This window comes from Streptomyces griseofuscus (assembly GCF_014673495.1).
Taxonomy (GTDB): domain Bacteria; phylum Actinomycetota; class Actinomycetes; order Streptomycetales; family Streptomycetaceae; genus Streptomyces; species Streptomyces murinus.
The window spans coordinates 5,912,674-5,938,531 of the sequence record NZ_CP051006.1 but is presented as its reverse complement, the minus strand read 5'-3'; the positions used below and the strand labels follow the sequence as shown (position 1 = coordinate 5,938,531).

Annotated in this window: 24 protein-coding genes; 12 read left to right on the top strand and 12 right to left on the bottom strand. The window is 72.4% G+C overall.

All coding sequences use genetic code 11. The features are described 5' to 3' along the window. Positions 1 to 18: 18 nt before the first annotated feature. Positions 19 to 1,254 carry a cytochrome P450 gene (locus HEP81_RS26905; RefSeq protein WP_037656211.1) on the bottom strand — a complete coding sequence of 412 codons (1,236 nt, stop codon included), beginning with the start codon at positions 1,252 to 1,254 and terminating at the stop codon, positions 19 to 21. A 271-nt stretch (positions 1,255 to 1,525) separates the two neighbouring features. Between HEP81_RS26905 and HEP81_RS26900 the strand changes: the two genes are divergently transcribed. After that, positions 1,526 to 2,695, top strand: a complete 1,170-nt coding sequence (locus tag HEP81_RS26900; protein WP_037656209.1) for a steroid 3-ketoacyl-CoA thiolase — start codon at positions 1,526 to 1,528, stop codon at positions 2,693 to 2,695. A gap of 45 nt (positions 2,696 to 2,740) precedes the next feature. On the opposite strand, the gene HEP81_RS26895 is transcribed toward HEP81_RS26900, so the two are convergent. Then, complete coding sequence (locus tag HEP81_RS26895) at positions 2,741 to 4,768, bottom strand: bifunctional glycosyltransferase 87/phosphatase PAP2 family protein (RefSeq protein WP_037656207.1); 2,028 nt, start codon at positions 4,766 to 4,768, stop codon at positions 2,741 to 2,743. Between the two features lie 411 nt (positions 4,769 to 5,179). Between HEP81_RS26895 and proP the strand changes: the two genes are divergently transcribed. The 3 genes from proP (at position 5,180) to HEP81_RS26880 (ending at position 8,615) form a co-directional block, all read left to right on the top strand. Next, positions 5,180 to 6,559, top strand: a complete 1,380-nt coding sequence (gene proP, locus HEP81_RS26890; RefSeq protein WP_037656205.1) for a glycine betaine/L-proline transporter ProP — start codon at positions 5,180 to 5,182, stop codon at positions 6,557 to 6,559. A 157-nt stretch (positions 6,560 to 6,716) separates the two neighbouring features. Then, positions 6,717 to 7,829 carry a DUF2330 domain-containing protein gene (locus HEP81_RS26885; protein ID WP_037656204.1) on the top strand — a complete coding sequence of 371 codons (1,113 nt, stop codon included), beginning with the start codon at positions 6,717 to 6,719 and terminating at the stop codon, positions 7,827 to 7,829. A gap of 114 nt (positions 7,830 to 7,943) precedes the next feature. Then, positions 7,944 to 8,615 (top strand): O-methyltransferase, encoded by a 672-nt coding sequence (locus HEP81_RS26880; RefSeq protein ID WP_037656202.1) that lies wholly within the window; start codon positions 7,944 to 7,946, stop codon positions 8,613 to 8,615. 9 nt (positions 8,616 to 8,624) lie between these two features. Here the strand turns inward: HEP81_RS26880 and HEP81_RS26875 are convergent, their stop codons facing one another. Further along, positions 8,625 to 9,017: an FHA domain-containing protein gene (locus HEP81_RS26875; RefSeq protein ID WP_037656201.1), complete on the bottom strand. Its 393-nt coding sequence runs from the start codon at positions 9,015 to 9,017 to the stop codon at positions 8,625 to 8,627. A 102-nt stretch (positions 9,018 to 9,119) separates the two neighbouring features. Between HEP81_RS26875 and HEP81_RS26870 the strand changes: the two genes are divergently transcribed. Further along, positions 9,120 to 9,530: a DnaJ family domain-containing protein gene (locus HEP81_RS26870; protein ID WP_037656200.1), complete on the top strand. Its 411-nt coding sequence runs from the start codon at positions 9,120 to 9,122 to the stop codon at positions 9,528 to 9,530. 52 nt (positions 9,531 to 9,582) lie between these two features. On the opposite strand, the gene HEP81_RS26865 is transcribed toward HEP81_RS26870, so the two are convergent. Beyond that, entirely contained in the window at positions 9,583 to 10,512 is a 930-nt protein-coding gene (locus tag HEP81_RS26865) for a LysR family transcriptional regulator (RefSeq protein WP_051850178.1), read from the bottom strand. 158 nt (positions 10,513 to 10,670) lie between these two features. Between HEP81_RS26865 and HEP81_RS26860 the strand changes: the two genes are divergently transcribed. Then, complete coding sequence (locus HEP81_RS26860; protein WP_037656197.1) at positions 10,671 to 11,714, top strand: zinc-dependent alcohol dehydrogenase family protein; 1,044 nt, start codon at positions 10,671 to 10,673, stop codon at positions 11,712 to 11,714. A 141-nt stretch (positions 11,715 to 11,855) separates the two neighbouring features. Here HEP81_RS26860 and HEP81_RS26855 read toward each other — a convergent pair whose 3' ends face one another. Both HEP81_RS26855 and HEP81_RS26850 read right to left on the bottom strand, forming a co-directional pair. Continuing rightward, positions 11,856 to 12,338: a hypothetical protein gene (locus HEP81_RS26855; protein WP_172624857.1), complete on the bottom strand. Its 483-nt coding sequence runs from the start codon at positions 12,336 to 12,338 to the stop codon at positions 11,856 to 11,858. 427 nt (positions 12,339 to 12,765) lie between these two features. After that, a complete protein-coding gene (locus tag HEP81_RS26850) occupies positions 12,766 to 13,359 on the bottom strand; it encodes a hypothetical protein (RefSeq protein ID WP_037656382.1) in 594 nt (197 codons plus the stop codon). A 160-nt stretch (positions 13,360 to 13,519) separates the two neighbouring features. On the opposite strand from HEP81_RS26850, the gene HEP81_RS26845 reads away from it, so the two are divergent. Further along, entirely contained in the window at positions 13,520 to 14,023 is a 504-nt protein-coding gene (locus HEP81_RS26845; RefSeq protein WP_397911643.1) for a GNAT family N-acetyltransferase, read from the top strand. Here the strand turns inward: HEP81_RS26845 and HEP81_RS26840 are convergent. Then, positions 14,016 to 16,076 (bottom strand): MDR family MFS transporter, encoded by a 2,061-nt coding sequence (locus tag HEP81_RS26840; RefSeq protein WP_037656192.1) that lies wholly within the window; start codon positions 16,074 to 16,076, stop codon positions 14,016 to 14,018. The genes HEP81_RS26845 and HEP81_RS26840 overlap by 8 nt on opposite strands. Before the next feature lie 142 nt (positions 16,077 to 16,218). Here HEP81_RS26840 and HEP81_RS26835 point away from each other — a divergent pair, with 142 nt between their 5' ends. After that, positions 16,219 to 17,121, top strand: a complete 903-nt coding sequence (locus HEP81_RS26835) for a peptidoglycan-binding domain-containing protein (RefSeq protein ID WP_037656190.1) — start codon at positions 16,219 to 16,221, stop codon at positions 17,119 to 17,121. A 168-nt stretch (positions 17,122 to 17,289) separates the two neighbouring features. Here the strand turns inward: HEP81_RS26835 and HEP81_RS26830 are convergent, their stop codons facing one another. Next, positions 17,290 to 17,964: an HAD family hydrolase gene (locus HEP81_RS26830; protein ID WP_037656188.1), complete on the bottom strand. Its 675-nt coding sequence runs from the start codon at positions 17,962 to 17,964 to the stop codon at positions 17,290 to 17,292. Between the two features lie 169 nt (positions 17,965 to 18,133). Then, on the bottom strand, positions 18,134 to 18,715 hold the full coding sequence (locus HEP81_RS26825) for a TMEM165/GDT1 family protein (RefSeq protein WP_037656187.1): 582 nt from the start codon (positions 18,713 to 18,715) through the stop codon (positions 18,134 to 18,136). Positions 18,716 to 19,092: 377 nt separating this feature from the next. On the opposite strand from HEP81_RS26825, the gene HEP81_RS26820 reads away from it, so the two are divergent. The 3 genes from HEP81_RS26820 to HEP81_RS26810 all read left to right on the top strand — a co-directional run bounded on the left by HEP81_RS26820 (position 19,093) and on the right by HEP81_RS26810 (position 21,492). Next, on the top strand, positions 19,093 to 19,251 hold the full coding sequence (locus tag HEP81_RS26820; protein WP_157854439.1) for a hypothetical protein: 159 nt from the start codon (positions 19,093 to 19,095) through the stop codon (positions 19,249 to 19,251). Positions 19,252 to 19,400: 149 nt separating this feature from the next. Then, positions 19,401 to 19,931 carry a hypothetical protein gene (locus HEP81_RS26815; RefSeq protein WP_037656185.1) on the top strand — a complete coding sequence of 177 codons (531 nt, stop codon included), beginning with the start codon at positions 19,401 to 19,403 and terminating at the stop codon, positions 19,929 to 19,931. A gap of 598 nt (positions 19,932 to 20,529) precedes the next feature. Next, positions 20,530 to 21,492 (top strand): IS481 family transposase, encoded by a 963-nt coding sequence (locus HEP81_RS26810; protein ID WP_190275998.1) that lies wholly within the window; start codon positions 20,530 to 20,532, stop codon positions 21,490 to 21,492. A gap of 113 nt (positions 21,493 to 21,605) precedes the next feature. Here HEP81_RS26810 and HEP81_RS26805 read toward each other — a convergent pair whose 3' ends face one another. From HEP81_RS26805 to HEP81_RS26795, 3 genes are all read right to left on the bottom strand, one after another. Beyond that, positions 21,606 to 22,229: a DedA family protein gene (locus tag HEP81_RS26805; protein WP_037661571.1), complete on the bottom strand. Its 624-nt coding sequence runs from the start codon at positions 22,227 to 22,229 to the stop codon at positions 21,606 to 21,608. Positions 22,230 to 22,386: 157 nt separating this feature from the next. Next, positions 22,387 to 22,845 carry a DoxX family protein gene (locus HEP81_RS26800; RefSeq protein ID WP_037661570.1) on the bottom strand — a complete coding sequence of 153 codons (459 nt, stop codon included), beginning with the start codon at positions 22,843 to 22,845 and terminating at the stop codon, positions 22,387 to 22,389. Between the two features lie 283 nt (positions 22,846 to 23,128). Then, positions 23,129 to 23,377 (bottom strand): DUF2277 domain-containing protein, encoded by a 249-nt coding sequence (locus HEP81_RS26795; RefSeq protein WP_037661569.1) that lies wholly within the window; start codon positions 23,375 to 23,377, stop codon positions 23,129 to 23,131. Between the two features lie 289 nt (positions 23,378 to 23,666). Here HEP81_RS26795 and helR point away from each other — a divergent pair, with 289 nt between their 5' ends. Further along, complete coding sequence (helR, locus tag HEP81_RS26790; protein WP_051850544.1) at positions 23,667 to 25,853, top strand: RNA polymerase recycling motor ATPase HelR; 2,187 nt, start codon at positions 23,667 to 23,669, stop codon at positions 25,851 to 25,853. Positions 25,854 to 25,858: the final 5 nt, after the last annotated feature.

Genomic DNA, 25,858 nt, shown 5'->3' with positions numbered 1-25,858 from the left:
GGCAGCGAGTGACGTCCGTCAGCCGGTGGTCACCTGAAGCTGCTTGATGCCGTTGATCCAGGCCGAGCGCAGCCGGCGCGGGGCGTCGACCAGCCTGAGGCCCGGCATCGCGTCGGCGATGGCGTGGAAGATGAGGTCGATCTCCAGGACGGCGAGGGACTTGCCCAGGCAGTAGTGGGGTCCGCCGCCGCCGAAGCCGAGGTGGGGGTTGGGGTCGCGGGTGATGTCGAAGGACTCGGGGTCGGTGAAGACGGCCGGGTCGTGGTTGGCGGAGGCGTAGAAGAGGCCCACCCGGTCACCCTTCCTGATGAGCGCCCCGCCGAGTTCGGTGTCCTGGGTGGCCGTGCGCTGGAAGGAGTTGACCGGGGTCGCCCAGCGCACGATCTCCTCGGCCGTGGTCGCCGGGCGCTCCCGCCGGAAGAGGTCCCACTGCTCGGGGTGGGTGAGGAAGGCGTGCATGCCGTGGGTGATGGCGTTGCGCGTCGTCTCGTTGCCGGCGACCGCGAGCATCAGCACGAAGAAGCCGAACTCGTCGGAGCTCAGGTTGCCCTCGTCCTCCGCCGCGACCAGCGTGGTGACGATGTCCCGGGCCGGGCAGCGCTTGCGTTCTGCGGCCATGTTCATCGCGTAGGAGATGATCTCGGCCGCGGACCGGGCGCCGATCTCCTCGGTGATGGCGTACTCGGGGTCGTCGTAGGCGATCATCTTGTTCGACCAGTCGAAGATCTTCGTCCGGTCCTCCTGGGGCACCCCGATCAGCTCGGCGATGGCCTGGAGCGGCAGTTCGCAGGCGACCTCGGTGACGAAGTCGAAGGGCTCCGTGCGGGTGCGGGCCGCGCCGACGATCGCCTCGGCGCGGGCGCGCAGCCGGTCCTGAAGGGCGCGGATCGAGCGTGGCGTGAAGCCGCGCTGCACGATCTGCCGTACCCGCGTATGTTCCGGGGGATCCATGTTGAGCAGGATCAGCCGCTGCACATCGATGGCGTCGCGTGAGATGTGCTCGTTGAAGCGGATGACGGCGGTGTTGAGGAAGGAGGAGAACAGCTCCGGGTGGGTGGAGACGTGCCTGACGTCCGCGTGCCGGGTCACGGCCCAGTAGCCGGTGTCGGCGAATCCGGCGATGCCGTGCGGTTGCGGTATCCAGCGGACCGGCTCGGCGCGGCGCAGCTCGGCGAACTCCGGCAGGGGCACACGGTGGTGCAGCAGGTCGGGGTCGGTGAAGTCGAACCCGTCGGGCAGCGCGGGGCAGTGCATCGGCGGCTCCAGCCATCCATTCCGCGGGGATCTGACGAGACATCCGAAGAGATATCTGACGAACCATCAGCTGATGTCCCCGAACGTAATAACGGGTTCCAGAAGTGGCAAGGGGCGAGGTCCGGCCAATCCGTGCGGAATTCGTGCAGATCACGACTTCGGCGACTGCACGCCCCTTGCGGTGACGTACGACACGTCCCCAGACTGCACCACAGAACTAGTACGCGTTCTAGTTCTGGAGGAGCGCCCCCCTCGGAGAGGACCCGCACGCATGGCCGCGGAACCCGTGATCGTCGAAGCCGTCCGAACCCCGATCGGCAAGCGCGGCGGCGCGCTCGCCAACCTGCACCCCGCCTATCTGCTGGGCGAGACCTACCGTGAGCTCCTCGGCCGTACCGGCATTCCCGCCGACGCGGTCGAGCAGATCGTCGGCGGCACGGTGACCCATGCCGGCGAGCAGTCCATGAACCCCGCGCGCACCGCCTGGCTGACCGTGGGGCTGCCGTACGAGACCGCCGCGACGACCGTGGACTGCCAGTGCGGGTCCTCGCAGCAGGCGTCGCACATGGTGGCCAACATGGTCGCGGCGGGCGTCATCGACGTCGGCATCAGCTGCGGTGTGGAGGCGATGTCCCGGGTGCCGCTGGGCTCCGGCTCCAAGCACGGGCCGGGCAAGCCCTTCCCCGACGAGTGGAACGTCGATCTGCCCAACCAGTTCGAGGCGGCCGAGCGGATCGCGCGTCATCGGGGGCTGACGCGCGCGGACGTGGACGCGTTCGGACTGCTGTCCCAGGAGCGGGCGGCGCTCGCCTGGGCGGAGGAGCGCTTCAAGCGGGAGACGTTCGCGGTGCAGGTGCCCACCACGGAGGAGGAGCAGTACGCGGGGCAGGGCATGTGGCGCCTGGTCGACAGGGACGAGGGGCTGCGGGACACCTCCCTGGAGGCGCTGGCCCGGCTCAAGCCGGTGATGCCGACCGCGGTGCACACGGCGGGCAACTCCTCGCAGATCTCGGACGGTTCGGCCGCGATCATGTGGGCGTCCAAGCGGATGGCCCGCGCGCTGAAGCTGAAGCCCCGGGCGCGGATCGTCGCGCAGGCGCTGGTGGGCGCCGACCCGCACTTCCATCTCGACGGGCCGATCGACGCGACCCGGGCGGTGCTGGGCAAGGCGGGGATGTCACTGAAGGACATCGACCTGGTGGAGATCAACGAGGCGTTCGCGTCGGTGGTGCTGAGCTGGGCGCAGGTCTTCGAACAGGACCTCGCGAAGGTCAATGTCAACGGCGGCGCGATCGCGCTCGGCCACCCGGTCGGCTCGACGGGCGCCCGTCTGATCACCACGGCACTGCATGAACTGGAGCGCACCGACAAGGAGTTCGCGCTGATCACGATGTGCGCGGGGGGCGGCCTGGCGACCGGCACGATCATCCAGCGCCTGTAGCGGACCGCCGGGCGCGTCCCGGCGGCCCCGGCCGCCCCCGTCGCCCTACTTCACCGGCACCGGTTCCATCAGCCCCGCCGCGTCGAGCGCCGGGGCCCGGGCCGTGCGCGGCCCCTGGACGACGTACGACAGGGCGAAGCCCGCGGTGACCACCACGGCGCCGCCGACCGCGTCGAGGACCCAGTGATTGGCGGTGGCGAGGATGGCGGTGATGGTGCACAGGGGGTGCAGCAGACCGAGGGCCTTCATCCACCACTTGGGGGCGAGGACCACGATCACGACACCGCACCACAGGGACCAGCCGAAGTGCAGGGACGGCATCGCCGCGTACTGGTTGGTGAGGGCCGTCATCGCGCCGTAGTCCGGGTGGGCGAGGTCCTGCGCGCCGTGCACGGTGTCGATGAAGCCGAGGCCCGGCATCAGCCGCGGCGGGGCCAGCGGGAAGAGCCAGAAGCCGATCAGGGCGAGGAAGGTGGCGAAGCCGAGGGAGGTGCGGGCCCAGCGATAGTCGACCGGGCGGCGCCAGTACAGGACCGCGAGGACCGTGAGCGGCAGCACGAAGTGGAAGGACTCGTAGTAGAAGTCGAAGAAGTCCCGCAGCCAGCCGATCCCCGCCACCGTGTGGTTGAGCCAGTGCTCGATGTCTATGTGCAGGAACCGCTCGGTGTCGAACACCATCCGCCCGTGGTGTTCCGCCCTCGCCCGCCCCTGGTCGTCCCCGCTCGCGCCCGCGGCCAGCCGGACCCGCGCGTACGCGGCGTACACGACCCGGATCAGCAGCAGCTCGAGCAGAAGGTTCGGGCGGGTGAGGACCCGGCGCAGGAAGGGCAGCAGCGGGATGCCCCGGAAGCGGGCGGGGACCGCGGGGGCGTACTCGGTGGGTACGGGCTCCTGGTAGTACGGCGAGCTGCGGGACAGGAACGGTACGGCGACGGCGGCGGCCAGCGCCGCGACCAGCACCAGGTCGTCGCGCAGGGCGTACAGCGCGGGGGTGTTCGGCAGCATCATCTTCGCCGGCAGGGTCATCACCAGCACCACCGCGACCGGCCACACGCTGCGGTCCGAGGCCCGGCGGCCGACCCGGCCGACCACCGCGAGCAGCAGCCACAGCAGCTGGTGCTGCCAGGTGGTGGGCGAGACGGCGACCGCGGCGCAGCCGGTGATCGCCACGGCGAGCAGCAGCTGCCCGTCCCGCGCGTAGCGGACCGCGCGGCGCAGGGCGAGGACGGAGACGGCCGCGCCGAGCAGCAGGAACAGCGTGATCTCCAGCGGCCCGGTGAGGCCGAGGCGGAGCAGGGCGCCGTGCAGGGACTGGTTGCCGAGGGCGTCGGCCTTGCCGCCGAGGCCGACTCCTGCCGTGTGCTGGAGCCAGTAGGTGACCGAGTCGTGCGGCAGCGCGGCCCAGGCGAGCGCGGTCAGCGCGGCGAAGGTGCCGGCACCGCTGAGGGCGGCCCGGCGGCGGCCGGTGAACCACAGCAGCGGTACGAACAGGAGCACGGTGGGCTGGAGCGCCGCGGCCAGGCCCAGGCACAGCCCACTGGCCCGTTCCCCGCGGACGGTGAAGCAGCCGAGCAGGACCAGCAGTACCGGGATGATGCTGGTCTGCCCGAGCCAGAGCGCGTTGCGCACCGGCAGCGAGAGCATCAGCAGGCTGATGGCGACCGGCGCGGCCAGCAGGGAGGTGCGCCGGCTCACCGGCTGGGGCAGCGCGCGGGCGGCGATCATGCCGAGCGCGACCACCAGCAGCAGGGTGGCGAAGGTCCAGCTCCAGCCGAGGGCGGCCTCCGCGGCCCGGGTGAGCGGCTTGAGCACGAGCCCGGCGAAGGGGGTGCCGGTGAACTGCGTGGAGTCGTACAGGGAGCCCTTGACGTGCAGCACGCCGTTCGGGCCGACCCAGGTCTCCAGATCGGTCAGGCGTTTGCCGCTCGGGGTGGTGAGGACGGCGGTCAGCTGGCGGACCGCGAGGATCGCGGCCACCGCCCACAGCGCGAGCCGCGCCGCGCGCAGCCGTCCTTCGGCGTCCGGCGTCCCGAAGCCCTCCCCCGGTCCCCCACCGTGTTCCACGTTCGCCACGCCGCGTCGGCCTCCCGCCCCGTTTTTCGTCCCGGCCGTGCGTCGTGCACGCCGGGTCACCTCTGCGCAACCCTACGAGGCTCGCAGACCCCCCGGAAGGGGACGCAGGCAACCCCCGGTTCACCTGGCGCCCGCTCCCCTTTTGCCCGGATGACGATAGTGCGCGGGGGTTGCGGTTGCCGTGCGGGGGCGCGAGAAGCATCACAGCGGGGGCGCGGATCGGCCGGTCACGAGCGGGCAGAGTTACCTGTTGACGCGCCCTTTAGCTGCACTATGCACGCATCCGTGCGCGATACGTAATGGCGCAATCCGCGCCTATGGTCGATTTTCGGCCCTGCGCACGTCAGGCGTTCCCGCGCTGTCGTCGGGGGCCGCGTCCTTGTCCCCGACGAAAGGCAGGCGAGCCCCGTTTTGGCGACCGTCACAGCCGTCACTCCCCAGCTGAAGGCCCGCGGGGCCGCTCCGGCGGCCGCCCGCGACGTCACCGTCACCGATCCCGCGCTGGTCAAGCGCGCCGTGAAGGCGGCCGCGCTCGGCAATGCCATGGAATGGTTCGACTTCGGTGTCTACAGCTACATCGCGGTCACCCTCGGCAAGGTCTTCTTCCCGTCCGGCAACCCGACGGCCCAGCTGCTGTCGACGTTCGGCGCCTTCGCGGCGGCGTTCCTGGTGCGCCCGCTCGGCGGCATGGTCTTCGGCCCGCTCGGCGACCGGGTGGGCCGGCAGAAGGTCCTCGCGCTCACCATGATCATGATGGCGGCGGGCACGTTCGCGATCGGTCTGATCCCCTCCTACGGCTCGATCGGCGTGGGCGCGCCGCTGCTGCTGCTCGCGGCCCGGCTGGTGCAGGGCTTCTCCACCGGTGGCGAGTACGCCGGCGCCTCGACCTTCATCGCCGAGTACGCCCCCGACAAGAGGCGCGGCTTCTTCGGCAGCTGGCTGGAGTTCGGCACGCTCGCGGGGTACATCGGCGGCGCGGGTCTGGTGACGCTGATGACGGCGCTGCTGTCCTCGGCCGACCTGCTCTCCTGGGGCTGGCGCGTCCCGTTCCTGATCGCCGGTCCGATGGGCGTCATCGGCCTGTATCTGCGGATGCGCCTGGAGGAGACCCCGGCGTTCGCGGCGGAGGTCGAGAAGGCGGAGGCGGAGCGCCCGAAGGTGCCGCTGCGGGAGATGGTGGCGGGCCAGTGGAGGGCGCTGCTGCTGTGCGTGGGTCTGGTGCTGGTCTTCAACGTCACCGACTACATGCTGCTGTCGTACATGCCGAGCTATCTCACCAGTGAGCTGAAGTACGACGAGACGCACGGCCTGCTCGTGGTGCTCGGCGTGATGGCGCTGATGATGATCGTCCAGCCGTTCGCCGGTGCGCTGACCGACCGGATCGGCCGCCGCCCGGTGATCGCGGCGGGCTGTGCGGGCTTCCTGTTCCTCTCCGTCCCGGCGCTGCTGCTGATCCGCCAGGGCAGCCTGCTCGCGGTGGCGCTCGGCATGGGCGCGCTGGGTCTGCTGCTGGTCTGCTTCACGGCGGCGATGCCGGCCGCGCTGCCCGCGCTCTTCCCGACGCGGGTGCGGTACGGGTCGCTGTCCATCGGGTTCAACGTCTCCGTGTCGCTGTTCGGCGGGACGACGCCGCTGGTGGTGACGGCGCTGATCGGGGCGACGGGCAACATGATGATGCCCGCGTACTACATGATGGCCGCGGCCGTGATCGGCGGGTTCGCGGTGTGGCGGATGTCGGAGACGGCGGGCCGCCCGCTGCCGGGTTCCGCCCCGGCAGTAGAGGGTCGCTGATCGCCGAGAGGGGTGCGGGTGCGTCGCCGGCCGCGGTTCCGTCGTGGCTGATCGCGCAGTTCCCCGCGCCCCTTCGGGGCGCTGCCCCTGCTGAGGGAACCGCGATCTCACTCCCCTCGTCCGTACCGTGCGTAGCCGCACAACGGGGGGACGGACATTGCGCACGCCAAGGACCGCACGAATACTCTCGGTCGTCCTCGCACTCCTCGGCATCCAGCTCACCTGGCTGATCTCGCCCGCCTGGGCCTGTGGCTGCGGCGCGATGGTCGTGGATCCGGCCCAGCGGATCGCCGTGTCGAACGAGCAGTCCGTGCTGCGCTGGGACGGCCGCCAGGAGCAGATCGTCATGCGCCTGACCGTCAGCGGCGACGCGCGGAACGCCGCCTGGATCATGCCCGTCCCGCATCGCGCCACCGTCCGCCTCGGGGACCCCGCCGTCTTCGACCAGCTGGCCCGGGCCGCCGCCCCGGTGCACCGCACCCGGTCCCACTTCTGGCCGCGCAACGGCGACTGGCCCTTCGACGAGCGGGCGGACGGCGCCGCGGCCGCCGCCCCGCGGCCCGGCGCCGCCGTGGGCGTCGTCGGACGCCAGCGCCTCGGCCCGTTCGACGTGGCCCGGCTGACCGCCACCGACCCGGCCGCCCTGGACACCTGGCTGCGCGCCAACGGCTTCACGCTCCCCGCCCGGCTGAAGACGGCCCTCGCGCCGTACGTGGCCGAGCACTGGGAGTACGTCGCGATCCGCCTCGCCCCCGACACCGCGGACACCGCCCTGCGCGGCGCCCTCGACCCGCTGCACCTCACCTTCGCCGCCGACCGCGCCGTCTACCCGATGCGCCTGTCCCGGCTGGCCACCACCCCCCAGTCGCTGGGCCTCTACGTCCTCGCCGCGCACCGCATGGAACCGGCCACGGCGATCGGCGGACCGCCGCCGCGCACCGTCTACGCGGGCCGCCTCACCGACCCCGGCGGCGCCCTCGGGACCCTCGCCCACGGAGCGCCGTACCTGACCGCGCTCACCCAGCGGTTCCCGCAGCCCGCCCGTATCTCCGGCGACCACGAACTGCGCCGGGCCGCCTCGGACACCCCCGTCCAGCAGGTGATCCACGACGACGAGCTGGACCGGGTCGCCGGGATACCGGCCTGGCTGCTCACGGTCGGCGGCCTCGCCGTGCTCCTGGCGGCCGCGCTCGCCGTCCTCGCCGTACGACGTGCACGGCGTCCGGTGGCGCCCCCGCCGCCCGTCGCCCCGCCCCCGCCACTGGCCTGAATCCGGCGATCGCGCGCCCGGCCGATTCTCGGCCCCTCGTCACCGCCTAACTGAGATGATCGAAAGAGGGCGGCAAGGCGGCCCCGGCAGGCACTCGGGAAAGGCAGCAGGCGCATGAGCGGGCAGCAGCTGTGGGACGACGTCGACGACTACTTCATCAACACCCTCTCGCCCGACGACGAGGCGCTGCGGGCGGCCCTGCGGGAGAACGACGCCGCCGGGCTGCCGCCCATCGGGGTCACCGCGGCCCAGGGCAAACTGCTCCAGCTGCTCGCCCAGGTGCAGGGCGCGCGGGCCATCCTGGAGATCGGCACGCTCGGCGGCTACAGCACCATCTGGCTGGCCCGCGCCCTGCCCGAGGACGGCAGGCTGGTCACCCTGGAGTACAGCGCCCGGCACGCCGAGGTGGCCACCCGCAACATCGCGCGCGCGGGCCTGGACCGGGTCGCCCAGGTGCGGGTGGGCCCGGCCCTGGAGTCGCTGCCCAAGCTGGCCGACGAGAACCCGGCCCCCTTCGACCTGGTCTTCATCGACGCGGACAAGGCCAACAACGCCCACTACGTGGAGTGGGCGCTGCGCCTGACCCGCGCGGGCAGCCTGATCGTGCTGGACAACGTGGTGCGCGGCGGCCGGGTCGCCGACCCGGGCGCCACCGATCCGGACGTGGTCGGCACCCGTGCCGCGATCGAGCTGATCGCCTCCCACCCGAGGCTCAGCGGTACGGCCATCCAGACGGTCGGCACCAAGGGGTACGACGGCTTCGCGCTCATCCGGGTGCTGGGCTGACGCCGACTCTCAAATCTCCTGGTAGAAGCCGACGTTGACGCTGCGCGGCCCGCTGCGGTCCTGGACGACTATCTCGCCGGAGCCCCCGCGCGGCAGCGGCACGGTCGCGCCGTAGACCAGCGGCTGGTCGCTCCCCCCGGCCGTCAGCCGCACCTCGGACGCCGGGTCGGGCTGGGAGCCGCGCAGCCAGGTCAGCCGCCAGACGCCGTCGGGTCCGCAGCGGAACTCCAGATGGACGCGGGAGACGAACAGCCAGTCCTCGGGGGTGACCAGCCGGCATCCGGCGGCGTCCCGGCCGACCCGCAGCACCGCGCCCGGCTCGCTCGGCGCCTGGGCCATCGTCATACCGGCCGTGGCCCCCGCGTCGGCCGCGGAGACGGTGGCCATGGTGAGTTCGAGCACCTGCGTTCCCCCTGAAACGTCGTTGCGCGACGGGCCGTTGCCCCGCGTGCCGCCGCCGCATGATAGAACGCGCGGCCGGGCTCCGTCCGGCACAATGGGGTCATGACCGAGCGAAAGCCACCCGGTGTGCCGTTCGAGAGCTGGGTCGACAAGCAGATCCAGGACGCGCAGGCACGCGGCGAGTTCGAGCGGCTGCCCGGGGTGGGCGAGCCGCTGCCCGCCGAGGTCGACTCCACCTACGACGAGCTGTGGTGGGTCAAGCGGAAGATGGCGCGCGAGGGCCTCGCGGTACTGCCGCCCGCCCTGGCCCTGCGCAAGGAGGCCGAGGACGCGCTGACGGCGGCGTACGCGGCGCCCTCGGAGCGGATGGCCCGGAAGATCATCGAGGACGTCAACGTCAAGATCCGCGACATGATGTTCAAGCCGCCGCCGGGCCCCCCGCTGGGCAAGAAACCGTACGACGTGGAGGACGTCGTACGGGAGTGGCGGCGGCTGCGGGAGACGCGGACCTGAGCGCGTCCCGTCACCGGTAAGTCCAGCCCGCGCGAGGGCAGCTGACGCTTGATCAGGCGTGCGGTGCGCCGCCGTCCGCCGCCGGGACGAGGGCTCGCACCGCCTCCAGGCAGGCCGCGACCGGGGGCTCATGGGTCGCTCCGCGCCGTACGGCGACCTCGATGGTGCGGGCGAGCGCGGGGTCGGCCACCGGCCGTACGACGAGCCCGGGCGGCAGCCGGTCCGCCGCCATCCGGGGGAGGACGACGGGGAGGCCGCAGCTCGCGGTCAGGGCGATCATGGCGGTGAAGTCGGTGCAGGTGTGCCGTACCCGCGGGGCGAATCCCGCGGACCGGCAGGCGTGCAGGACAGCCGTGCCGCACGCGGTGTGCGCGGGGGCGGTGATCCATTCGCTGTCCGCCAGCTCCCGCAGCTCGACGGGAGAGCCCCCCGCCCGGGCCGCCGGGTGGTCGTCCCGCAGTACGGCGACCAGCGGGTCGACGCCCAGGACGAGGGACTCGACACCGGAGGGCGTGGGGTCGGCCAGGTTGGTGTAGCGGTAGGTCAGCGCCAGGTCGACGCGCCGCTGGAGCAGCAGGCGCGCCGCCGGCTCGGGCTCGGCCTCGGTGATGTGCAGGCGCAGACCCGGATGAGTGTCCTGGAGCGCCCGGCCGAGCGGGGCGGCCAGCGGCACGAGGGCGCTGGGGAAGCAGGCGAGGTGGAGCGGCCCGGCCGGTTCCGCGGGCTCGCTGTGGAGGTGGCTCCGCGCCTGGTCCAGGGCGTCGAGCACGCGCTCGGTGTCCTCGGCCAGCCGGCGCCCGGCCGCGGTGAGGTGGATGGAGCGGCCCGTGCGTTCCAGCAGGCGGGTGCGGGTCTCCTCCTCCAGGAGCCGGAGCTGCTGGGAGACGGCGGACGGGGTGACACGGTGCAGTTCGGCCACGGCGGTCACGGTGCCGTGGGCGGCCAGATCACGCAGGAGGACGAGCCTTCGGACATCGAGCATCAGCTGAGCTTAAGTGAATGCTGTAGACGATGTAGCTGGACACAAGGAACTCCGGGCGGGGACGCTGGGCGTCCGTCCCCGTTCCGCCCCCGCGCCGTCCCGTGCCGCTCGCGGTATCAGTCCCACGGCGTCAGTCCCGCAGCACCAGGAGTTCCCGTATGCGCGCCACCGTGATCCACGGCCCGAACGACATCCGGATCGAAGAGGTACCGGATCCCCGGATCCAGCAGCCCTCCGACGCGGTGGTGCGGGTGGTGAGCGCCTGCATCTGCGGCAGCGACCTCTGGGCCTACCGGGGAGTGGCCGCGCGGGTGCCGGGGCAGCGCATCGGGCACGAGTTCCTCGGTGTCGTCGAGGAGACCGGCTCCGCGGTCACCGGCTTCGCGCCCGGCGATTTCGTGGTCGCGCCCTTCGTCTGGTCGGACGGTACCTGCGACCACTGCCGGGAGGGTCTTCAGACCTCCTGCCCGCACGGCGGGTTCTGGGGCGAGGTCGGCTCCGACGGCGGCCAGGGCGAGGCCGTCCGGGTGCCGTACGCCGACGGGACCCTGGTGCGGCTGCCCAAGGACGCCGCCACCGACGACGCGCTCGTCCCCGCCCTGCTGGCCCTGTCCGACGTGCTGAGCACCGGGCACCACGCCGCCGTCTCGGCGCGGGTCCGGCCCGGTGCCACCGTCGCGGTCGTCGGTGACGGCGCCGTCGGCCTGTGCGGGGTGCTCGCCGCCCGCCGCCTCGGCGCCGAGCGGATCATCACGCTCGGCCGCCACCGCGCCCGCACGGACATCGCCCGCTCCTTCGGCGCCACCGACGTCGTCGCGGAACGGGGCGAGGCGGCGATCGAGGCGATCCGGGAACTGACCGGCGGCCAGGGCGCCCACGCCGTGCTGGAAGCCGTCGGCACCGAGGAGTCGATGCGCACCGCCCTGTCCATCGCCCGCGACGGTGGCGCCGTGGGCTACGTCGGCGTACCCCACGGCGGCAGCGCGGGCGTGGACATCAGCCAGATGTTCAACCGCAACATCACGCTGGCGGGCGGCGTCGCCCCGGCCCGCGCCTACATACCCGAGCTGCTCACCGACGTACTGGCGGGCGTCATCGACCCCGCCCCGGTGTTCGACCGGACCGTCGGCCTCGACGGTGTTCCGGACGGCTACCGCGCCATGGACGACCGGTCGGCGCTGAAGGTCCGCATCGCCTTCTGACGGCCGCCCGCCGCCGACGCGATGCCCCGCGCCGCCCGCCGTACGTACGGGCGACGCGGGGCCGTGTCACCGGCGCGCCCAGGGCCTCTCGTTTGGATCACGCCGGGCTCGCGGGCCCTGGTCTGATCCAAACGAAGGACCCTAGCTGTGCAGCAGCCGTTCCGCCAGGTCGCGGTAGTCCCGCATCGCCAGCCGCAGCTGCTCGGTGTCGGTCTCGTTCGCCGGGCCGCGCTCCTCGCCGTCCTCCCAGGACATCCGCAGGCTGCGGCGGCGCCGGGTCACGGCCTCGCCGAACCGCGCGGCGATCTCCTCCAGCGCCCGGTCGGCCTCCTCCACGGCCGCCCTGGGCCGGTCCACGAACCCGGCCGCCACCTGCCGCATCCGCTCCTCCCACCGCTCGGTCTCCTCGTGCGGCAGCAGCGGGGCGACGGCCGCCGAGGACGCACCCGCGGCCCCGTCGCCCGCCCTCGCAGGCCAGGCGTCCGGCGCGGTGCCCTCCGTGGTGCGCGCCTCACGTCCGCTGAGGTCCCCGGGCGCGGGCGCGCCGAGCCCGTCGTCCGGCATCCGCGCCGTGTCCGGGGCGGGCGCGGACGTCCCGAGGTCGGACTCACCCCGCGCGGTCATGGACCGATCCCGCCCGGCAACCCCCGGGTCACGTCCTGCGACCTCCTGATCACGCCCGGCCGTGCCCGGCTCGCGCCCAGCCATGTCCCGATCGCGTCGGGCCATCTCCGGGTCGCGCCGAGCTGTCCCCGGATCGCGTCCGGCCGCTCCCGGGTCCCGGCCCGCCGTACCCGGCTCACGCCCGATCGTGCCCGGCTCGCGTCCCGGCGCCCCCATTTGCTCGGTACCGGGCCGCAGCCCCTCCGTACCGTGTTCTTCCCGCTGCTCGGTCTCCGGTGCCCACTCCTCGTCCGGCGGGCGGGCGTAGCGGCTGGTGGGGTACCGCTCGTCACCGGGGCCGTTTCTCCTGTCCGGCATGGTGGTTCGTCCCTTCTCCGTAGATGCTTCGCCGAGGCTTCGCCGGGGCGGCCCCGGTCGGGCCGCACGGTCAGGCCGCGCGATGCCGGTCGGTCACCGACGCGCCGCTGCCGGCGCCGGTCAGGTCGTCGAACAGCTCGTGCGCCCCGACCAGCGCCGACCGCATCTCCTCGGTCCCGGCGCCCGGCGCGGCACTCGTCCCGGCGGCCCGGGCCATCCGGTGGACCCGGCGGTAGCCGTCGACGTGCTCGGCGTGGTGCACGGACAGCGCGGCCAGCTGCTCGTCGTACCGTCCGCCGTCGGGGTAGCCTCGCACCGCGGCGACCTCCCCGAGCAGCTGGTCGGCCTCGGCCACCGCCTGCCGCGGAGACTCCACGAAATGTTCCTGGACGCTCGTCCAGCGGGCCGCGTACCGGTCCCGCTCCTCCTGCGCGAGGGGCCGTTCGCGCAGATCGCCGTGGCGTTCGACGCGCTCGTTCAGCTCACGTTCGGTGGCCCGGATGTCCCCGTCGTGGGCGGCCAGGGCCCGCTCGTACTCGGGACCGAACCGCCGCTTGAGACCGGGTCCGGCGCCGCTGCGGTGGCCGATCAGCACCGTCACCAGCGCGGCGACGACCACGAGCGCCACGATCACGACCAACAAGATGATCAAGCCTGTGGACATGGCTGCCTTCCGCTCGGATCGCGGACCGGTCCGGCGGACCGGTCCCTCCATGCGGGTCACCCGGAAGCCCGCCCACAAACGGCGCACGGGCGCACACCGGGGCGGCCAGGCCCGGAAAACCCCTCGGACCGGTCCGGGCCCGCGCCTCACAATGGCCCGCATGACGACGTGGACGATCACCCCGGAGGCGCCCGGCTCCCCGGTCGCGGCCGCGCTGTGGCGGGCGTACTACACCGAGGTCAGCGACCGCTGGTACCTGCTGCACGAAGGCCACCGCACCGATCCGGCGGAGCTGGAGCGGGAGATCGCGGCCGCCACCGGCGCCGAACTCGCCCCGCCGTACGGGCGGTTGCTGGTGGGGCGGTACGACGGGACACCGGCCGGCAGCGCGGGCGTACGACTGCTCGATGCCCAGACCGCCGAGCTGACCCGGGTGTTCGTGGCGGAGGACATGCGCGGCAGGGGCGGGGCGGCGCTGCTGGTGGCCGCCGCCGAGGACACCGCCCGCGCGCTCGGCGCCCGCCGGCTCGTCCTCGACACCCGCGGCGACCTGGTCGAGGCCCGCGCACTGTACGCCCGCCTCGGCTACACCGAGACCGGACCCCACAACGCCGACCGGTACGCCGAGCACTGGTTCCGCAAAGAGCTGGTGCCCGTCAACTGAGCCTGGTCTCAGGCAGGTTGTGCGGATGCTCGGGCACGGTGTGCGGGCGTTCCCGTTCGGCGCCGCACAGTTCCGCGGACAGTTCCCTGACCAGCTTCACCAGGTCGGTGGAGCGGCCGGGCTGCCACCAGTCGCCGAGCAGTTCGGCCAGCGACTCCTCACGGGCCACGGCGAGCCGTTCGGCGGCCTCCCGCCCGGTCGCGGTCAAGTACAGGTCCAGGCCCCGGCGTTCGGCCAGCCGCCGTTCCTCGACCTGGCGCGCGGCGGCCATGACGGCCTCCAGCGGGACGGGGCTGCGCTCGGCGAGCACCCCGGGTTCCACGGAGCCGTTGCGGCGGATCCGCAGCAGCAGCCAACTGGCCGCGGGCAGCAGGTCGTACTCGGCCCGCTCGGTGATGTCCCGGTAGATCTCGCGGCGCCCCTCGCGGGTGCCGAGCACCGACAGGGCACGGCACACCTCGTCGTAGGAGGAGCGCTCGACCGGGTTGGGCGCGAGGGTCTCGGAGACGTCCGGCGCGGTGACCGAGCCGCGCAGCGGGTCCTCCCTGAGCAGCCAGGCCAGCAGGAAACCGAGGAGGGCGACGGGGGCGGCGTAGAGGAAGACGTCGGTGATGGACGACGCGTAGGCGTGCAGGGCGGCGGGGCGCAGGGCGGGCGGCAGGGCCGCGATGCCGCGCGGATCGGCCTTGAGGGTGTCCGGGTTCACGCCGGGCGGCAGATGGACGCCCGCGAAGGCGGCGGTGAGCTTGTCGGCGAGGCGGCTCGCGAAGACGGTGCCGAAGATGGCGACGCCGAAGGACGCCCCGATGGAGCGGAAGAAGGTGGCCCCGGAGGTGGCGACGCCCAGATCCTCGTACGAGACGGCGTTCTGCACGATCAGCACCAGGACCTGCATGACCAGGCCGAGTCCGAGGCCGAAGACGAAGAAGTAGGTGCTCATCTCGGCGGTGGAGCTGGTCTCGTCCAGGCGGTGCAGCAGGAGCAGTCCGATGGCGGTGACGGCGGTGCCGGTGACCGGGAAGACCTTCCAGCGGCCGGTGCGGCTGACGATCTGCCCGGAGACGGTGGAGGACAGCAGCAGCCCGAAGACCATCGGCAGCATGTACACCCCGGACATGGTCGGGGAGACGCCGTGCACGACCTGGAGGAAGGTCGGCAGATAGGTCATCGCGCCGAACATCGCGAAGCCGACGATGAAGCTGATGACGGCGGCGAGGGTGAAGGTGCGGATGCGGAACAGCCCCAGCGGGAGCACCGGTTCGGCGGCCCGGCGCTCCACCGCCACGAACGCGACCGCGAGCAGCACGCCGACCACCGCGAGCGAGACGATCTGCGGCGAGCCCCAGGCCCAGGTGGTGCCGCCGAGGGAGGCCACCAGGACCAGGCAGGTGGCAACGCAGGCGATCAGGAAGGTGCCGAGGTAGTCGATGACATGGCGGGCGCTGCGCACCGGTATGCGCAGGGCGGCGGCGATCACGGCGAGCGCCACGATGCCGATGGGCAGGTTGACGTAGAACACCCAGCGCCAGCTCAGATGCTCGGTGAACAGCCCGCCCAGCAGCGGTCCGAGCACGCTGGTCGCGCCGAACACGGCGCCGAACAGACCCTGGTAGCGACCCCGGTCGCGGGGCGGCACGATGTCGCCGACGATCGCCATCGACAGCACCATCAGCCCGCCGCCGCCCAGACCCTGGAGCGCCCGGAAGCCGATCAGCTCGGGCATGTTCCGTGCCATGCCGCACAGCGCCGAGCCGACCAGGAAGATCACGATGGCGGTCTGGAACAGCTTCTTGCGCCCGTACTGGTCGCCGAGCTTGCCCCACAGCGGGGTCGCGGCGGTCGAGGCCAGCAGATAGGCGGTGACCACCCAGGACAGGTGTTCGAGGCCGCCGAGGTCGCTGACGATGGTGGGCAGCGCGGTCGACACGATGGTCTGGTCGAGCGCGGCGAGCAGCAGCCCGAGGAGCAGCGCCCCGATCGAGACGAACACGCCGCGCGCCACGGGTTCCTCCCCGCTCACGTCCTTCGCCGCACCGTGCGTGTCCAGGGCCATGGGGACCTCCCGGGGCTGGGGGCTGGGATGCGCCCCTTCCATCCTGGGCGGTGTCACGGTTTATGGCCTGTCGAGTCCTGCGGTTGTGGAGGGAATGGGCATACCCTGTGTGGCTTCGGGGGTTCCAGGGGAGGGGACGAACGTGACCGGGGAGAAGGGCACGGCCTGCCCGGAGTGCGGCATACCGAGGGACGCGGCGGGCGCCCCGTCCTGCGACTGCGCCGAGCGCGCGGCCGAGACACTGCGCCGCACCCGTACGACACAGGCGGCAGCGGCGGAGGACTTCGACCCGCTGCGCATACGCCCCTACGTGGACGTGGGGACCGGGGACGACGAGGATCTCCCGCCCGTCGAGGCCACGATGCCGCTGCGCCCGGTGGCCGAGCCCGCCGACGTACGGCTCTTCGAGCAGGCCCCCGGCGAGCCCGGCCCGCCGTCCGCGTCCGCCGGGGCGCCCGGGGAGCCGGTCCGGCGCCGGCGATTCCGCCGTACCGCGTTGCTCGCCGCGGCGGGCGCGGGCGCGGCGGTCGTCGCGGCGGCCGGTGTCGCGCTGTTCTCGTACCACACGCCGTCCCGCGACGACGCGGCCCCGGAGGTCAGGGAGAGCGTCCCGGACCTGCCGCCGCCGACCACCGCGACCCCCTCGGCGCACGACACCTCCGCGCCGTCCCGCTCGACGGCACGCTCGGTACCCGCGCTCCCGCCGAGCCCCTCGCCCACCCCGACACGGTCGCCGTCGCCGCCCCCGACACCGACCCCGAGCCGGACGCCGTCCCGGGCCCCCTCCCCCACCGCCTCCGCGCCGGGCACCCCGGCGAGCACGGCGGTCCTGGAACGCGGCGACTCCGGACCGCAGGTCGTCGAACTGGAGTACCGGCTGTGGGAGTTGAACCTGTACGACGGTGACATGAACGGCGTCTACACGCACCCCGTGGAGAACGCCGTCAGCACATATCAACTGGCCCGGGGCATCCAGGGCGACCCCCTCGGGGTCTACGGGCCGCAGACCCGGGCAAGCCTGGAGTCGGAGACGCAGGACCCGTAGGGCCCGTAAGGCCCATAAGGCCCGAAGGACCCGCAAGGCCCGCAGGGGCCGCAGGGGCCGCAGGGGCCGCAGGACCCGTAAGGGCCGTAGGGGCCGTAGGGGCCGCAGGACCCGTAAGGGCCGACAGGCGTTGCCGTCGGCCCCTGAACGGCCAGGAACCCGTGGCCGTCAGCCGATGTGCAGCCGGATCCGGGTGCCCGGCAGGGCCTCCACCCGGACCCGGGTCAGGTCCGGCACCACGACGTCGGGGCCATGGGCCGCCGCCCGGGGGCCCACCCCCACCACGACCATCCCCGCGGCCCGGCCCGCCTCGATCCCCGCGCCGGAGTCCTCGAAGACGACGCACTCGGCCGGGGCGACGCCCAGTTCGGCGGCGCCCTTGAGGAAGCCCTCGGGGTCCGGCTTGCTCGCGCCGACCGATTCGGCGGTGACCCGGACCTCGGGCAGCGGGAGCCCCGCCGCGTTCATCCGGGCGGTGGACAGGCCGACGTCCGCCGAGGTCACCAGGGCGTGCGGCAGATCACGCAGCGCGGCGAGAAAGACCGAGGCCCCGGCGATCTCGATCACGCCGTCCATGTCCGCGGTCTCCTCGGCGAGCATCCGCGCGTTCTCCGCGAGGTTCTGCTCCACGGGCCGCTGGGGCAGCAGCGCGGCCATTGTGGCGTGCCCCTGGCGGCCGTGGACGACCTTCATCACGGCGTCGCCGTCCAGCCCGTGCCGCCCCGCCCAGCGCCGCCAGACGCGTTCGACCACGGCATCCGAGTTGACGAGGGTGCCGTCCATGTCGAGCAGCAGGGCGCCGGCGTCGAGGACGGTGGGGGCGGGCGTGGGGGTGGCCGTCATCGGCAGTTGCTCCAGGAACGAAAGGCCCCGCACGGGCGCGGCGGGGAGGGACAAGGCGGCCCCGCCCGCCGGTCAGGGAAAACGAGCGGGAGCCACTTTGTTCTCCTACGGTACAAAACCTGGCGGCATTCCCGCCACCACCCCCGCGATGATTCACCCGACGTTCAGCTCAGCCCGCGACCGCCTCGTACAGGCTCCAGGCGCCGAGGCCCACCATCAGCAGCGCCGCGATCTGGGTGATCAGCCGCAGCGGAACCTTCTTCATCAGGGCCTTTCCGCCCACGATGCCGAGTCCGGCGACGGCCCACAGACCGAGCACCGCGCCGAGGCCGACAGAGATCGGGTCGTCGTAGCGGGCGGCGAGGTTGGCGGTCATGATCTGGGTGAGATCGCCGAACTCGGCGACCAGGATGAGCATGAAGCCCGTACCCGCGACCTTCCAGAAGGACTGGTCGGCGGGCTTCTTGATCTCCTCCTCACCCTCCTCCTTGTGCAGCAGCAGCATCGCGGCGCCACCGAGGAAGAGCAGACCGGTGATGGCGTGCACGAGCCGCTGGGGCAGCAGGGTGAGCACGCTGCCCGCGGCCACCGCGAGCACGACATGCACCAGGAAGGCCGCGGCGACACCCGCGAAGACGTATCCGGCGCGATAGCGGGTGCCGAGCACAAGACCGGCGAGCGCGGTCTTGTCCGGCAGTTCGGCGAGGAAGATGACGCCGAAGACGAGCGCCGTCACGGTGATGCTGATCAAGGGTCCTCAATCGGTCGGGGCCACCCCGCCGAGAGTGCGCTACATCTTCCGACGACACCTCGGCGCGGCAGCACACTCGGCGCCCGCACCTGGTCGCGCGGACGTGCACTGCTTTGCCGAAGGTCTCGCTGGCGGTACCGAGGGTCCGCCTCCGGGCGCCGGCTCAGGCTGGCTGAGCAGTATGTCGACGGTCCGGCGAAGAGCTACTCCCCTTCTGCGCCCCCCATGATACGGGACGGCAAAGTCCGCCCCTCAACCTTGCAGTGACATGCGCATGTCACTAGCTTCTTACTGGGCGCTCACCCTGCGGTAACCCCTCGTCGCGAGGATTCCCTGACTCGTGGCCCAAAGCCCCACCCCCACACGGGAGTTCAGCAATGCCCAACTTCTACGCGCGTCGACGCCTCAGCGTACTCGCCGGTCTCACCGGCCTGGTCGCCACCACCGCGCTGTTCAACTCCCCCACCGCCTCCGCGGCCCTACCGACGCCGATCGCCGGGTCCACCGCCCGCAGCTACCTCTCCCAGCTCACCTGATCCCCCTGGCCGGACCGTCGGCGGCATGTCGGCCACACCTCACCGGACCAGGCTCCGGCCGACGAACCACACCCCCCCTGCGAACCGATCGCGGCGCAAGACCTTGATCCCCATATGTCATGAGCATGACTATTCACGAGGAGTTCCCCATGCTTTCTCCCGCCCGCATATCAACTGCCGCCGGCTCCGCCCTCGTCCTGGCGGTCAGCGGCCTCGTCCTCGGCGTCGGCGCCGGCCCGGCGCAGGCCAGCACCTGCTCGCAGTCCCGCCTGCCGCTGCCGGACTCCTCCTGCACGCCTGGCGCGTACAACCCCGATGTCACTCAGTCGACCATCAACTCGACCATCTGTGTCTCCGGGTGGACCAGCACCGTTCGTCCGCCGACCTCCTACACCAATCCGCTCAAGGTGCAGGGCATCGCCGACTACGGCTACTCGGACACCAGCACCGCCGATTACGAGGAAGACCATCTCGTTCCCCTGGAACTTGGCGGTGCGCCGCGCGATCCCAACAACCTGTGGCCGGAGCCCCATTACGGTTCCCCCACCGCGTACACCAAGGACGGCGTGGAGACGAAGCTGAAGAACGCCGTGTGCGATGGCCGGATCACCCTGTCCGCCGCGCGCTCCGCCATCAAGACGAACTGGACCACCGCGCTGAATGTCACCGGCATCGGCTGACCATGAACCTGGCCGGTGAATCGCGCATCGGGCGAGGCAGGCCAGTTCCAGCCCCGTCAGTCACTCGTATTGGGCGAGCCTCCTCCGTAGAGTCAGATTCTCGCCCTGCGCGACTTCCAGGGCCTTGCGGAACCTCGTCACTTCCTCACGGTGGGCCTCCTGTTGACGTCTGAGGCGGCCGCTGAGCGCCCTCACGGCGGCTGGGGCCGACGAGTCTCCCGGCGGGTCTGCGGGCGCTGCGGAAGCCGATGCGTCCTTGGCGCGGTGCCGTTCGATCCGGCGGAGAAGACCGCGCTCCAGAACGACCTCTCGGGCTGCTGACCTAGGGTCTTTCGTTTGGATCAGGCCGGATCAGGGAGCGGGGTCTGGTGCCGTGCGTCGCAAGGCGGAGGAGGGCGACATGGCGGAGCCATGGCAACCGACGACAACGCCGCGAGGCGCGGCGCCAGGGCCCGCGAGCCCGGCCTGATCCAAACGAGAGGCCCTAGGTGTGCTGTCCCGGGACGTTGGTGACACGCGTGCTGGGTGCTTGAACAGGTGAGGGCCTTCTGGGTTCGGTGTGAATTGCGACATCTGCACCAACGCCCAGGAGGCCCTCGTGTCCCACCGTAATGCCCCGCTGACTCCGACCGGCAGGCTGCGTCTGGCCCGGTGTGTCGTGGACGACGGCTGGCCGCTGCGGCAGGCCGCGGAACGCTTCCAGGTCAGCCATACGACCGCCGCCCGCTGGGCGAACCGCTACCGGCAACTGGGCGAGGCCGCAATGCACGACCGCTCCAGCCGCCCGCACAACAGCCCGCGCCAGACTCCTGCCGCGGTCGAGCTGCAAGTCGTGCGGCTTCGGCGCCAGCACCGGATCGGGCCGGTGCGGCTGGCCGCCCGAGCCGGTGTCGCCGCTTCCACCGCCCACCGCATCCTGGCCCGGCACGGCCTGCCCGCCCTGGCCGCCACGGACCGGGCCACCGGCGAGCCCATCCGCCGCTACGAACGCTCCCGGCCCGGCGAACTGGTCCACATCGACGTCAAGAAACTCGGCCGCATCCCCGACGGCGGCGGCCACAAAGTCCTCGGCCGGGCGGCCGGCAGCCCGAACAAGGACCGCCGCAACGGAGCCGGCTACGCCTACCTGCACACCGCCCTGGACGACCACACCCGCCTCGCCTACACCGAAGACCTGCCCGACGAAACCGCCGCCACCTGCGCCGGCTTCCTGCGGCGAGCAGTCGCCTGGTTCGCCGAATGCGGCATGACCGTCGAACGCGTCCTGACCGACAACGCCTGGGCCTACACCAAGAACACCTGGCGCGACACCTGCCGCGACCTGGGTATCAGCCCCCGCTGGACCCGGCCCTGGCGCCCGCAGACCAACGGCAAGGTCGAACGCTTCCACCGCACCCTGCTCGACGAATGGGCCTACCACCGGCCCTACACCTCAGACGCCGAACGACAGGCCGCGTTTCCCGACTGGCTCGACTGGTACAACTACCACCGACCCCACACCGGCATCAGCGGCCAACCACCCGCCAGCCGCGTCACCAACCTGTCCGAACAGCACACCTAGGCCCCACGCGCGAGAGCCCGGCCGGATCGACTCCGGCCGGGCTCTTCGCCGTCACGACTGTGACGGCTGTCGCGACCCGTACGGCCGCTACGACGACGCGTGCACGGCCACCCTCAGGAAGCGGGCTGCCTGCGCATCAGGAAGCCCGCCGCCGCGCCCGCCCCGAACAGCGCGGCCAGGGACACCCCGGTCGCCAGCCAGGTGGCGCCGAGCCAGCGCGCGCCGAAGTAGCCGAGGGCGACGCTGTAGGCGGCCCAGGACAGACCGGCGAGGGCGGACCAGGGCAGGAAGTCACGGGCCCTGCGGTGGGCGGCGCCGGCCCAGAAGGAGACGACCGAGCGCCCCGCGGGGGCGAAGCGGGCGAGGACGACGAGCGCGCCGCCGCCCCGGGCCAGTGCGCCACCGAGACGTTCCTGCGCGGTGGTCAGCCGCCGGGAGCGGGCTATCGCGCGGTCCAGTCGCTCCCCGCCCCGCCAGGCCAGCCGGTAGGCCACCAGATCGCCGAGGAGCGAGGCCGCCGCGGCCAGCAGGACCAGGGCCAGCAGGTCCGGCACCCCGTGCGGGACCCGGCCGGTCGCCGCGCTCGCCGCGCCCGAGCCCGCGGCCGCCGCCGTGCCCGCCGTGATGACGAGCACACCGCTCGGCAGCACCGGCAGGAACACGTCCAGCAGCACGGACAGGGACACCACGGCATAGATCCACGGTCCGGCCGCCAGCGACCCCACACTCTCGAACACGTCTTCTCCTGTTACTTCCCCCGATGACAGCCGTACAGCGTACGCCGAGGGTGTGACAGGAGGTGCGCGGGGGGCTACGGAACCGGTCGAACGGTACGGCGCCCCGCTCCGGCCGGGCCGGAGCAGGGCGCCGTGGGGACGACGCGGGAGAGTCCCGTCACGCGGCTATCGGCGCCTGCTCCGGAACCCGCTCGCCCTGCGCCGCCGCACGCCGGACGAAGAGCCGGTCGAGGCCGAAGGCGCCGGAGCCGGTGAAGACCAGCAGGAGGAAGGCCCAGCAGAACATGACCGCGGGCTCACCGCCGTTCTGGATGGGCAGCAGCGCGTGCTGCTGGTGGATGTCGAAGTACGCGAACGCCATCGAGCCGGAGGCGACCAGCGCGGCGCCGCGGGTGCCGAGGCCGACGAGCACCAGGGCGCCGGCGACCAGCTGGATCACGGCCGCGTACCAGCCGGGCCAGGTGCCGGTGGCCACGGTGCCGCCATGGGTGCCCATGGCCCCACCGAAGACGCCGAAGAGCGAGGCGGCGCCGTGCGCGGTGAAGAGCAGGCCGACGACGATGCGGAACAGCCCGAGAGCATAGGGCTGTACGGAGTTGAGGCGAGCGGAAGGCATGGGAGGTTGACCCTCTCGGTGTCGGACGAGCCCGCCGGGGACAGGCGGACCGGTGGGGGTGGCGGTACCGAATGAGGGGTATAGGTTAGGCGCACCTAACCAATGCTTGCAAGTTCAAGTTCTGGCCAACGCTCCACGTCAGGTGAGAGCCCTGCCCCTGACCCGACAGCATGTAGGGTCGTATGGGTCTGCGCCCGGGCACCCGAAAAGATGACCGAAACTGGCCCTGGCCGACCGGATCGACCGCATGAAAGGCGCCACGAGGGACGCTACGGGCGCAGTGTTACGGGCGTCCTTCCGCTTCCGTAACAGCGCGTGGCACGCTCCCGCGCACCTCCAGGCCGTCGAGCAGTTCGGCCGTGGCACGGGCGACGGCGGCCACGGCGGCGTCGAAGACCTCGCGGTTGTGGGCGGCGGGGGCGCGAAAGCCCGAGACCTTGCGCACATATTGCAGCGCGGCGGCGTGGATGTCCTCCTCCGTGGCCTCGGTGGGCAGCACGGGCGGACGCAGCGTCTTGATACTCCGGCACATGCCTTCAGTCTCGCGCCGCGGCCGGTGCAGCGGGAGGGGCGCGGGAGAGGCACACAAAAGGGGAGAGGCGCGGGAGGCGCCGGGGACGGAAAAAAAATAGCGGCAAGGACGTCACCGGACTCCTTGCCACTCTCAACGTATAGCGCACGGGGGGCCTTGCGGCAAGGCCCCCCTGATGCCGCAGAATCGCCCGTCTGACCCAAAAGCCGCCGAATCGGGGAGCAGAGCACCCCTCCTCTCCCGTCCCCTTCTTGAATCTTCCTGAACCTTCCTGAACCGGAGCCTCCCCGTGTCCACCGCCACCAGCGCCTTCGATCTCCCCGACCGCCTCTCCGCCAAGGCCGCCCCGGAGCTGATCGCCACCGACGAGGAGCACTTCGCGGCGATCGCGCGATGCCTGGAGCGGACCATCGCCGAGGTCTCCGACCAGCTCGACCAGGAGCGCCGGGCCCCCGGCGGACTGGGCCGGCAGGCGCTGGACCGGGACGCCGAGGTGCACCGGCTGACCACCCGCCTGCGCGCCCTGCGCCGCTTCGGCCTCGACCTCTGCCTCGGCCGCATGGTGAGCGCCGAGCACCCCGACGAGCCCGTCTACGTCGGCCGGCTCGGCCTGACCGACCACACCGGCCGCCGGCTGCTGCTGGACTGGCGCTCCCCGGCCGCGGAGCCCTTCTTCGGCGCCACCCACGGCAATCCGATGGGCCTGGCGAGCCGCCGCAGATACCGCTGGGCGGACGGCCGGATCCGCGACTACTGGGACGAGGTGTTCGCCCCTGACGCGCTGGACGGACACGCCGCGCTGGACGACCAGTCGGCGTTCATCGCGAGCCTGGGCGGCAACCGCTCGCCGCGGATGCGCGATGTGCTCGGCACCATCCAGGCCGATCAGGACGCCATCATCCGGGCCGGCTCGCGCGGCGCCCTCGTCGTGGACGGCGGCCCCGGCACCGGCAAGACGGTCGTCGCCCTGCACCGCTCCGCCTATCTCCTCTACTCCGACCCGCGGCTCGGCCACCGGCGCGGCGGGGTGCTGTTCGTCGGCCCGCACCGGCCGTATCTGGCGTACGTCTCCGATGTGCTGCCGAGCCTCGGCGAGGAGGGTGTGCAGACCTGCGTCCTGCGGGACCTCGTCGCCGAGGGCGCCACCGCGCGCACCGAGCCCGACCCCGAGGTCGCCCGGCTGAAGTCGTCCGCGCGGCTGGTGGGGGCGATCGAGCGGGCCGTACGGTTCTACGAGGAGCCGCCCACCGAGCCGTTGACGGTCACCACCCCCTGGGGCGAGCTCGAACTGACCGTCTCCGACTGGGAGTCGGCGTTCGACTCGGCCGAGCCCGGCACTCCGCACAACGAGGCACGCGCACAGGTCTGGGACGAACTCCTCACCCTCCTGGCCGACCGGCACGAAGGCGCCCCCACCGAACTCCTGCGCAGGTCGCTTGCGGGCGACCGGGAGCTGCGCACGGCCTTCGACCGCTCCTGGCCGCTGCTGGAGGCGGCCGACCTCGTCGGCGACCTCTGGTCGGTACCGGCGTATCTGCGGCTGTGCGCCCCCTGGCTCACCCCGGCGGAGGTACGACTGCTGCGGCGCGCGGACGCGCAGGCCTGGACGGTGTCCGACCTGCCGTTCCTGGACGCGGCACGGCAGCGGCTCGGCGACCCGAAGGCGGCGGTGCGCGAACGCCGGCGCAAGGCCGCGGTCGCCGCGGAACACGCGCGGATGGCCGGCGTCATCGACAACATGCTCCAGGCCGACCACGACGGCGAGGGCGCGGTGACGATGCTGCACGGACAGGACCTGCGGGACGCGCTGATCGACGAGACGGTGCTGCCCACCGCCGAACCGGACGCGCTCGCGGGGCCGTTCGCGCACATCGTGGTGGACGAGGCGCAGGAACTCACCGACGCGGAATGGCAGATGCTGCTGTCGCGGTGCCCGTCGCGCAGCTTCACCATCGTCGGCGACCGCGCCCAGGCCCGGCACGGATTCACCGAGTCCTGGCAGGAGCGGCTCGCCCGAATCGGCTTCGGCCGGGTCGAGTTGGCCGGCCTGACGGTCAACTACCGTACGCCGAAGGAGATCATGGCGGAGGCCGAGCCGGTCGTACGGGCCGCGCTGCCGGACGCCAATGTGCCGACCTCGATCCGCGGCAACGGCCTGCCGGTGGGCCGCGGTTCGGCGGCCGACCTGACCGCGGTCCTCGACGACTGGCTCGCCACGCACCCCGAAGGCACCGTCTGCGTCATCGGCGCCCCGGCCTTCCGCCCGTCGAGCCCCCGGGTCCGCTCACTGTCCCCCGGCCTGTCGAAGGGCCTGGAGTTCGATCTGGTGGTACTGGTCGATCCCGAGTGTTTCGGGGAGGGCGTGGCGGGCGCCGTGGACCGTTATGTGGCGATGACCAGGGCCACTCAGCAGCTGATCATCCTCACGAGCCCCGCCGCGGGGCCCGCCGCCGCGGATGAACACCCGTTCGGATGAACCTC

What these genes read in the sequence shown, in the direction of transcription:
- HEP81_RS26820 (WP_157854439.1), top strand. Translation starts at nt 19,093, where the DNA reads ATGCCCAACTTCTACGCGCGTCGACGCCTCAGCGTACTCGCCGGTCTC.
- HEP81_RS26870 (WP_037656200.1), top strand. Translation starts at nt 9,120, where the DNA reads ATGACCGAGCGAAAGCCACCCGGTGTGCCGTTCGAGAGCTGGGTCGAC.
- HEP81_RS26800 (WP_037661570.1), bottom strand. Translation starts at nt 22,845, where the DNA reads ATGCCTTCCGCTCGCCTCAACTCCGTACAGCCCTATGCTCTCGGGCTG.
- HEP81_RS26860 (WP_037656197.1), top strand. Translation starts at nt 10,671, where the DNA reads ATGCGCGCCACCGTGATCCACGGCCCGAACGACATCCGGATCGAAGAG.
- HEP81_RS26840 (WP_037656192.1), bottom strand. Translation starts at nt 16,076, where the DNA reads ATGGCCCTGGACACGCACGGTGCGGCGAAGGACGTGAGCGGGGAGGAA.
- HEP81_RS26855 (WP_172624857.1), bottom strand. Translation starts at nt 12,338, where the DNA reads ATGACCGCGCGGGGTGAGTCCGACCTCGGGACGTCCGCGCCCGCCCCG.
- HEP81_RS26795 (WP_037661569.1), bottom strand. Translation starts at nt 23,377, where the DNA reads ATGTGCCGGAGTATCAAGACGCTGCGTCCGCCCGTGCTGCCCACCGAG.
- HEP81_RS26865 (WP_051850178.1), bottom strand. Translation starts at nt 10,512, where the DNA reads ATGCTCGATGTCCGAAGGCTCGTCCTCCTGCGTGATCTGGCCGCCCAC.
- HEP81_RS26905 (WP_037656211.1), bottom strand. Translation starts at nt 1,254, where the DNA reads ATGCACTGCCCCGCGCTGCCCGACGGGTTCGACTTCACCGACCCCGAC.
- HEP81_RS26815 (WP_037656185.1), top strand. Translation starts at nt 19,401, where the DNA reads ATGCTTTCTCCCGCCCGCATATCAACTGCCGCCGGCTCCGCCCTCGTC.
- HEP81_RS26900 (WP_037656209.1), top strand. Translation starts at nt 1,526, where the DNA reads ATGGCCGCGGAACCCGTGATCGTCGAAGCCGTCCGAACCCCGATCGGC.
- HEP81_RS26850 (WP_037656382.1), bottom strand. Translation starts at nt 13,359, where the DNA reads ATGTCCACAGGCTTGATCATCTTGTTGGTCGTGATCGTGGCGCTCGTG.
- HEP81_RS26880 (WP_037656202.1), top strand. Translation starts at nt 7,944, where the DNA reads ATGAGCGGGCAGCAGCTGTGGGACGACGTCGACGACTACTTCATCAAC.
- HEP81_RS26830 (WP_037656188.1), bottom strand. Translation starts at nt 17,964, where the DNA reads ATGACGGCCACCCCCACGCCCGCCCCCACCGTCCTCGACGCCGGCGCC.
- HEP81_RS26845 (WP_397911643.1), top strand. Translation starts at nt 13,520, where the DNA reads ATGACGACGTGGACGATCACCCCGGAGGCGCCCGGCTCCCCGGTCGCG.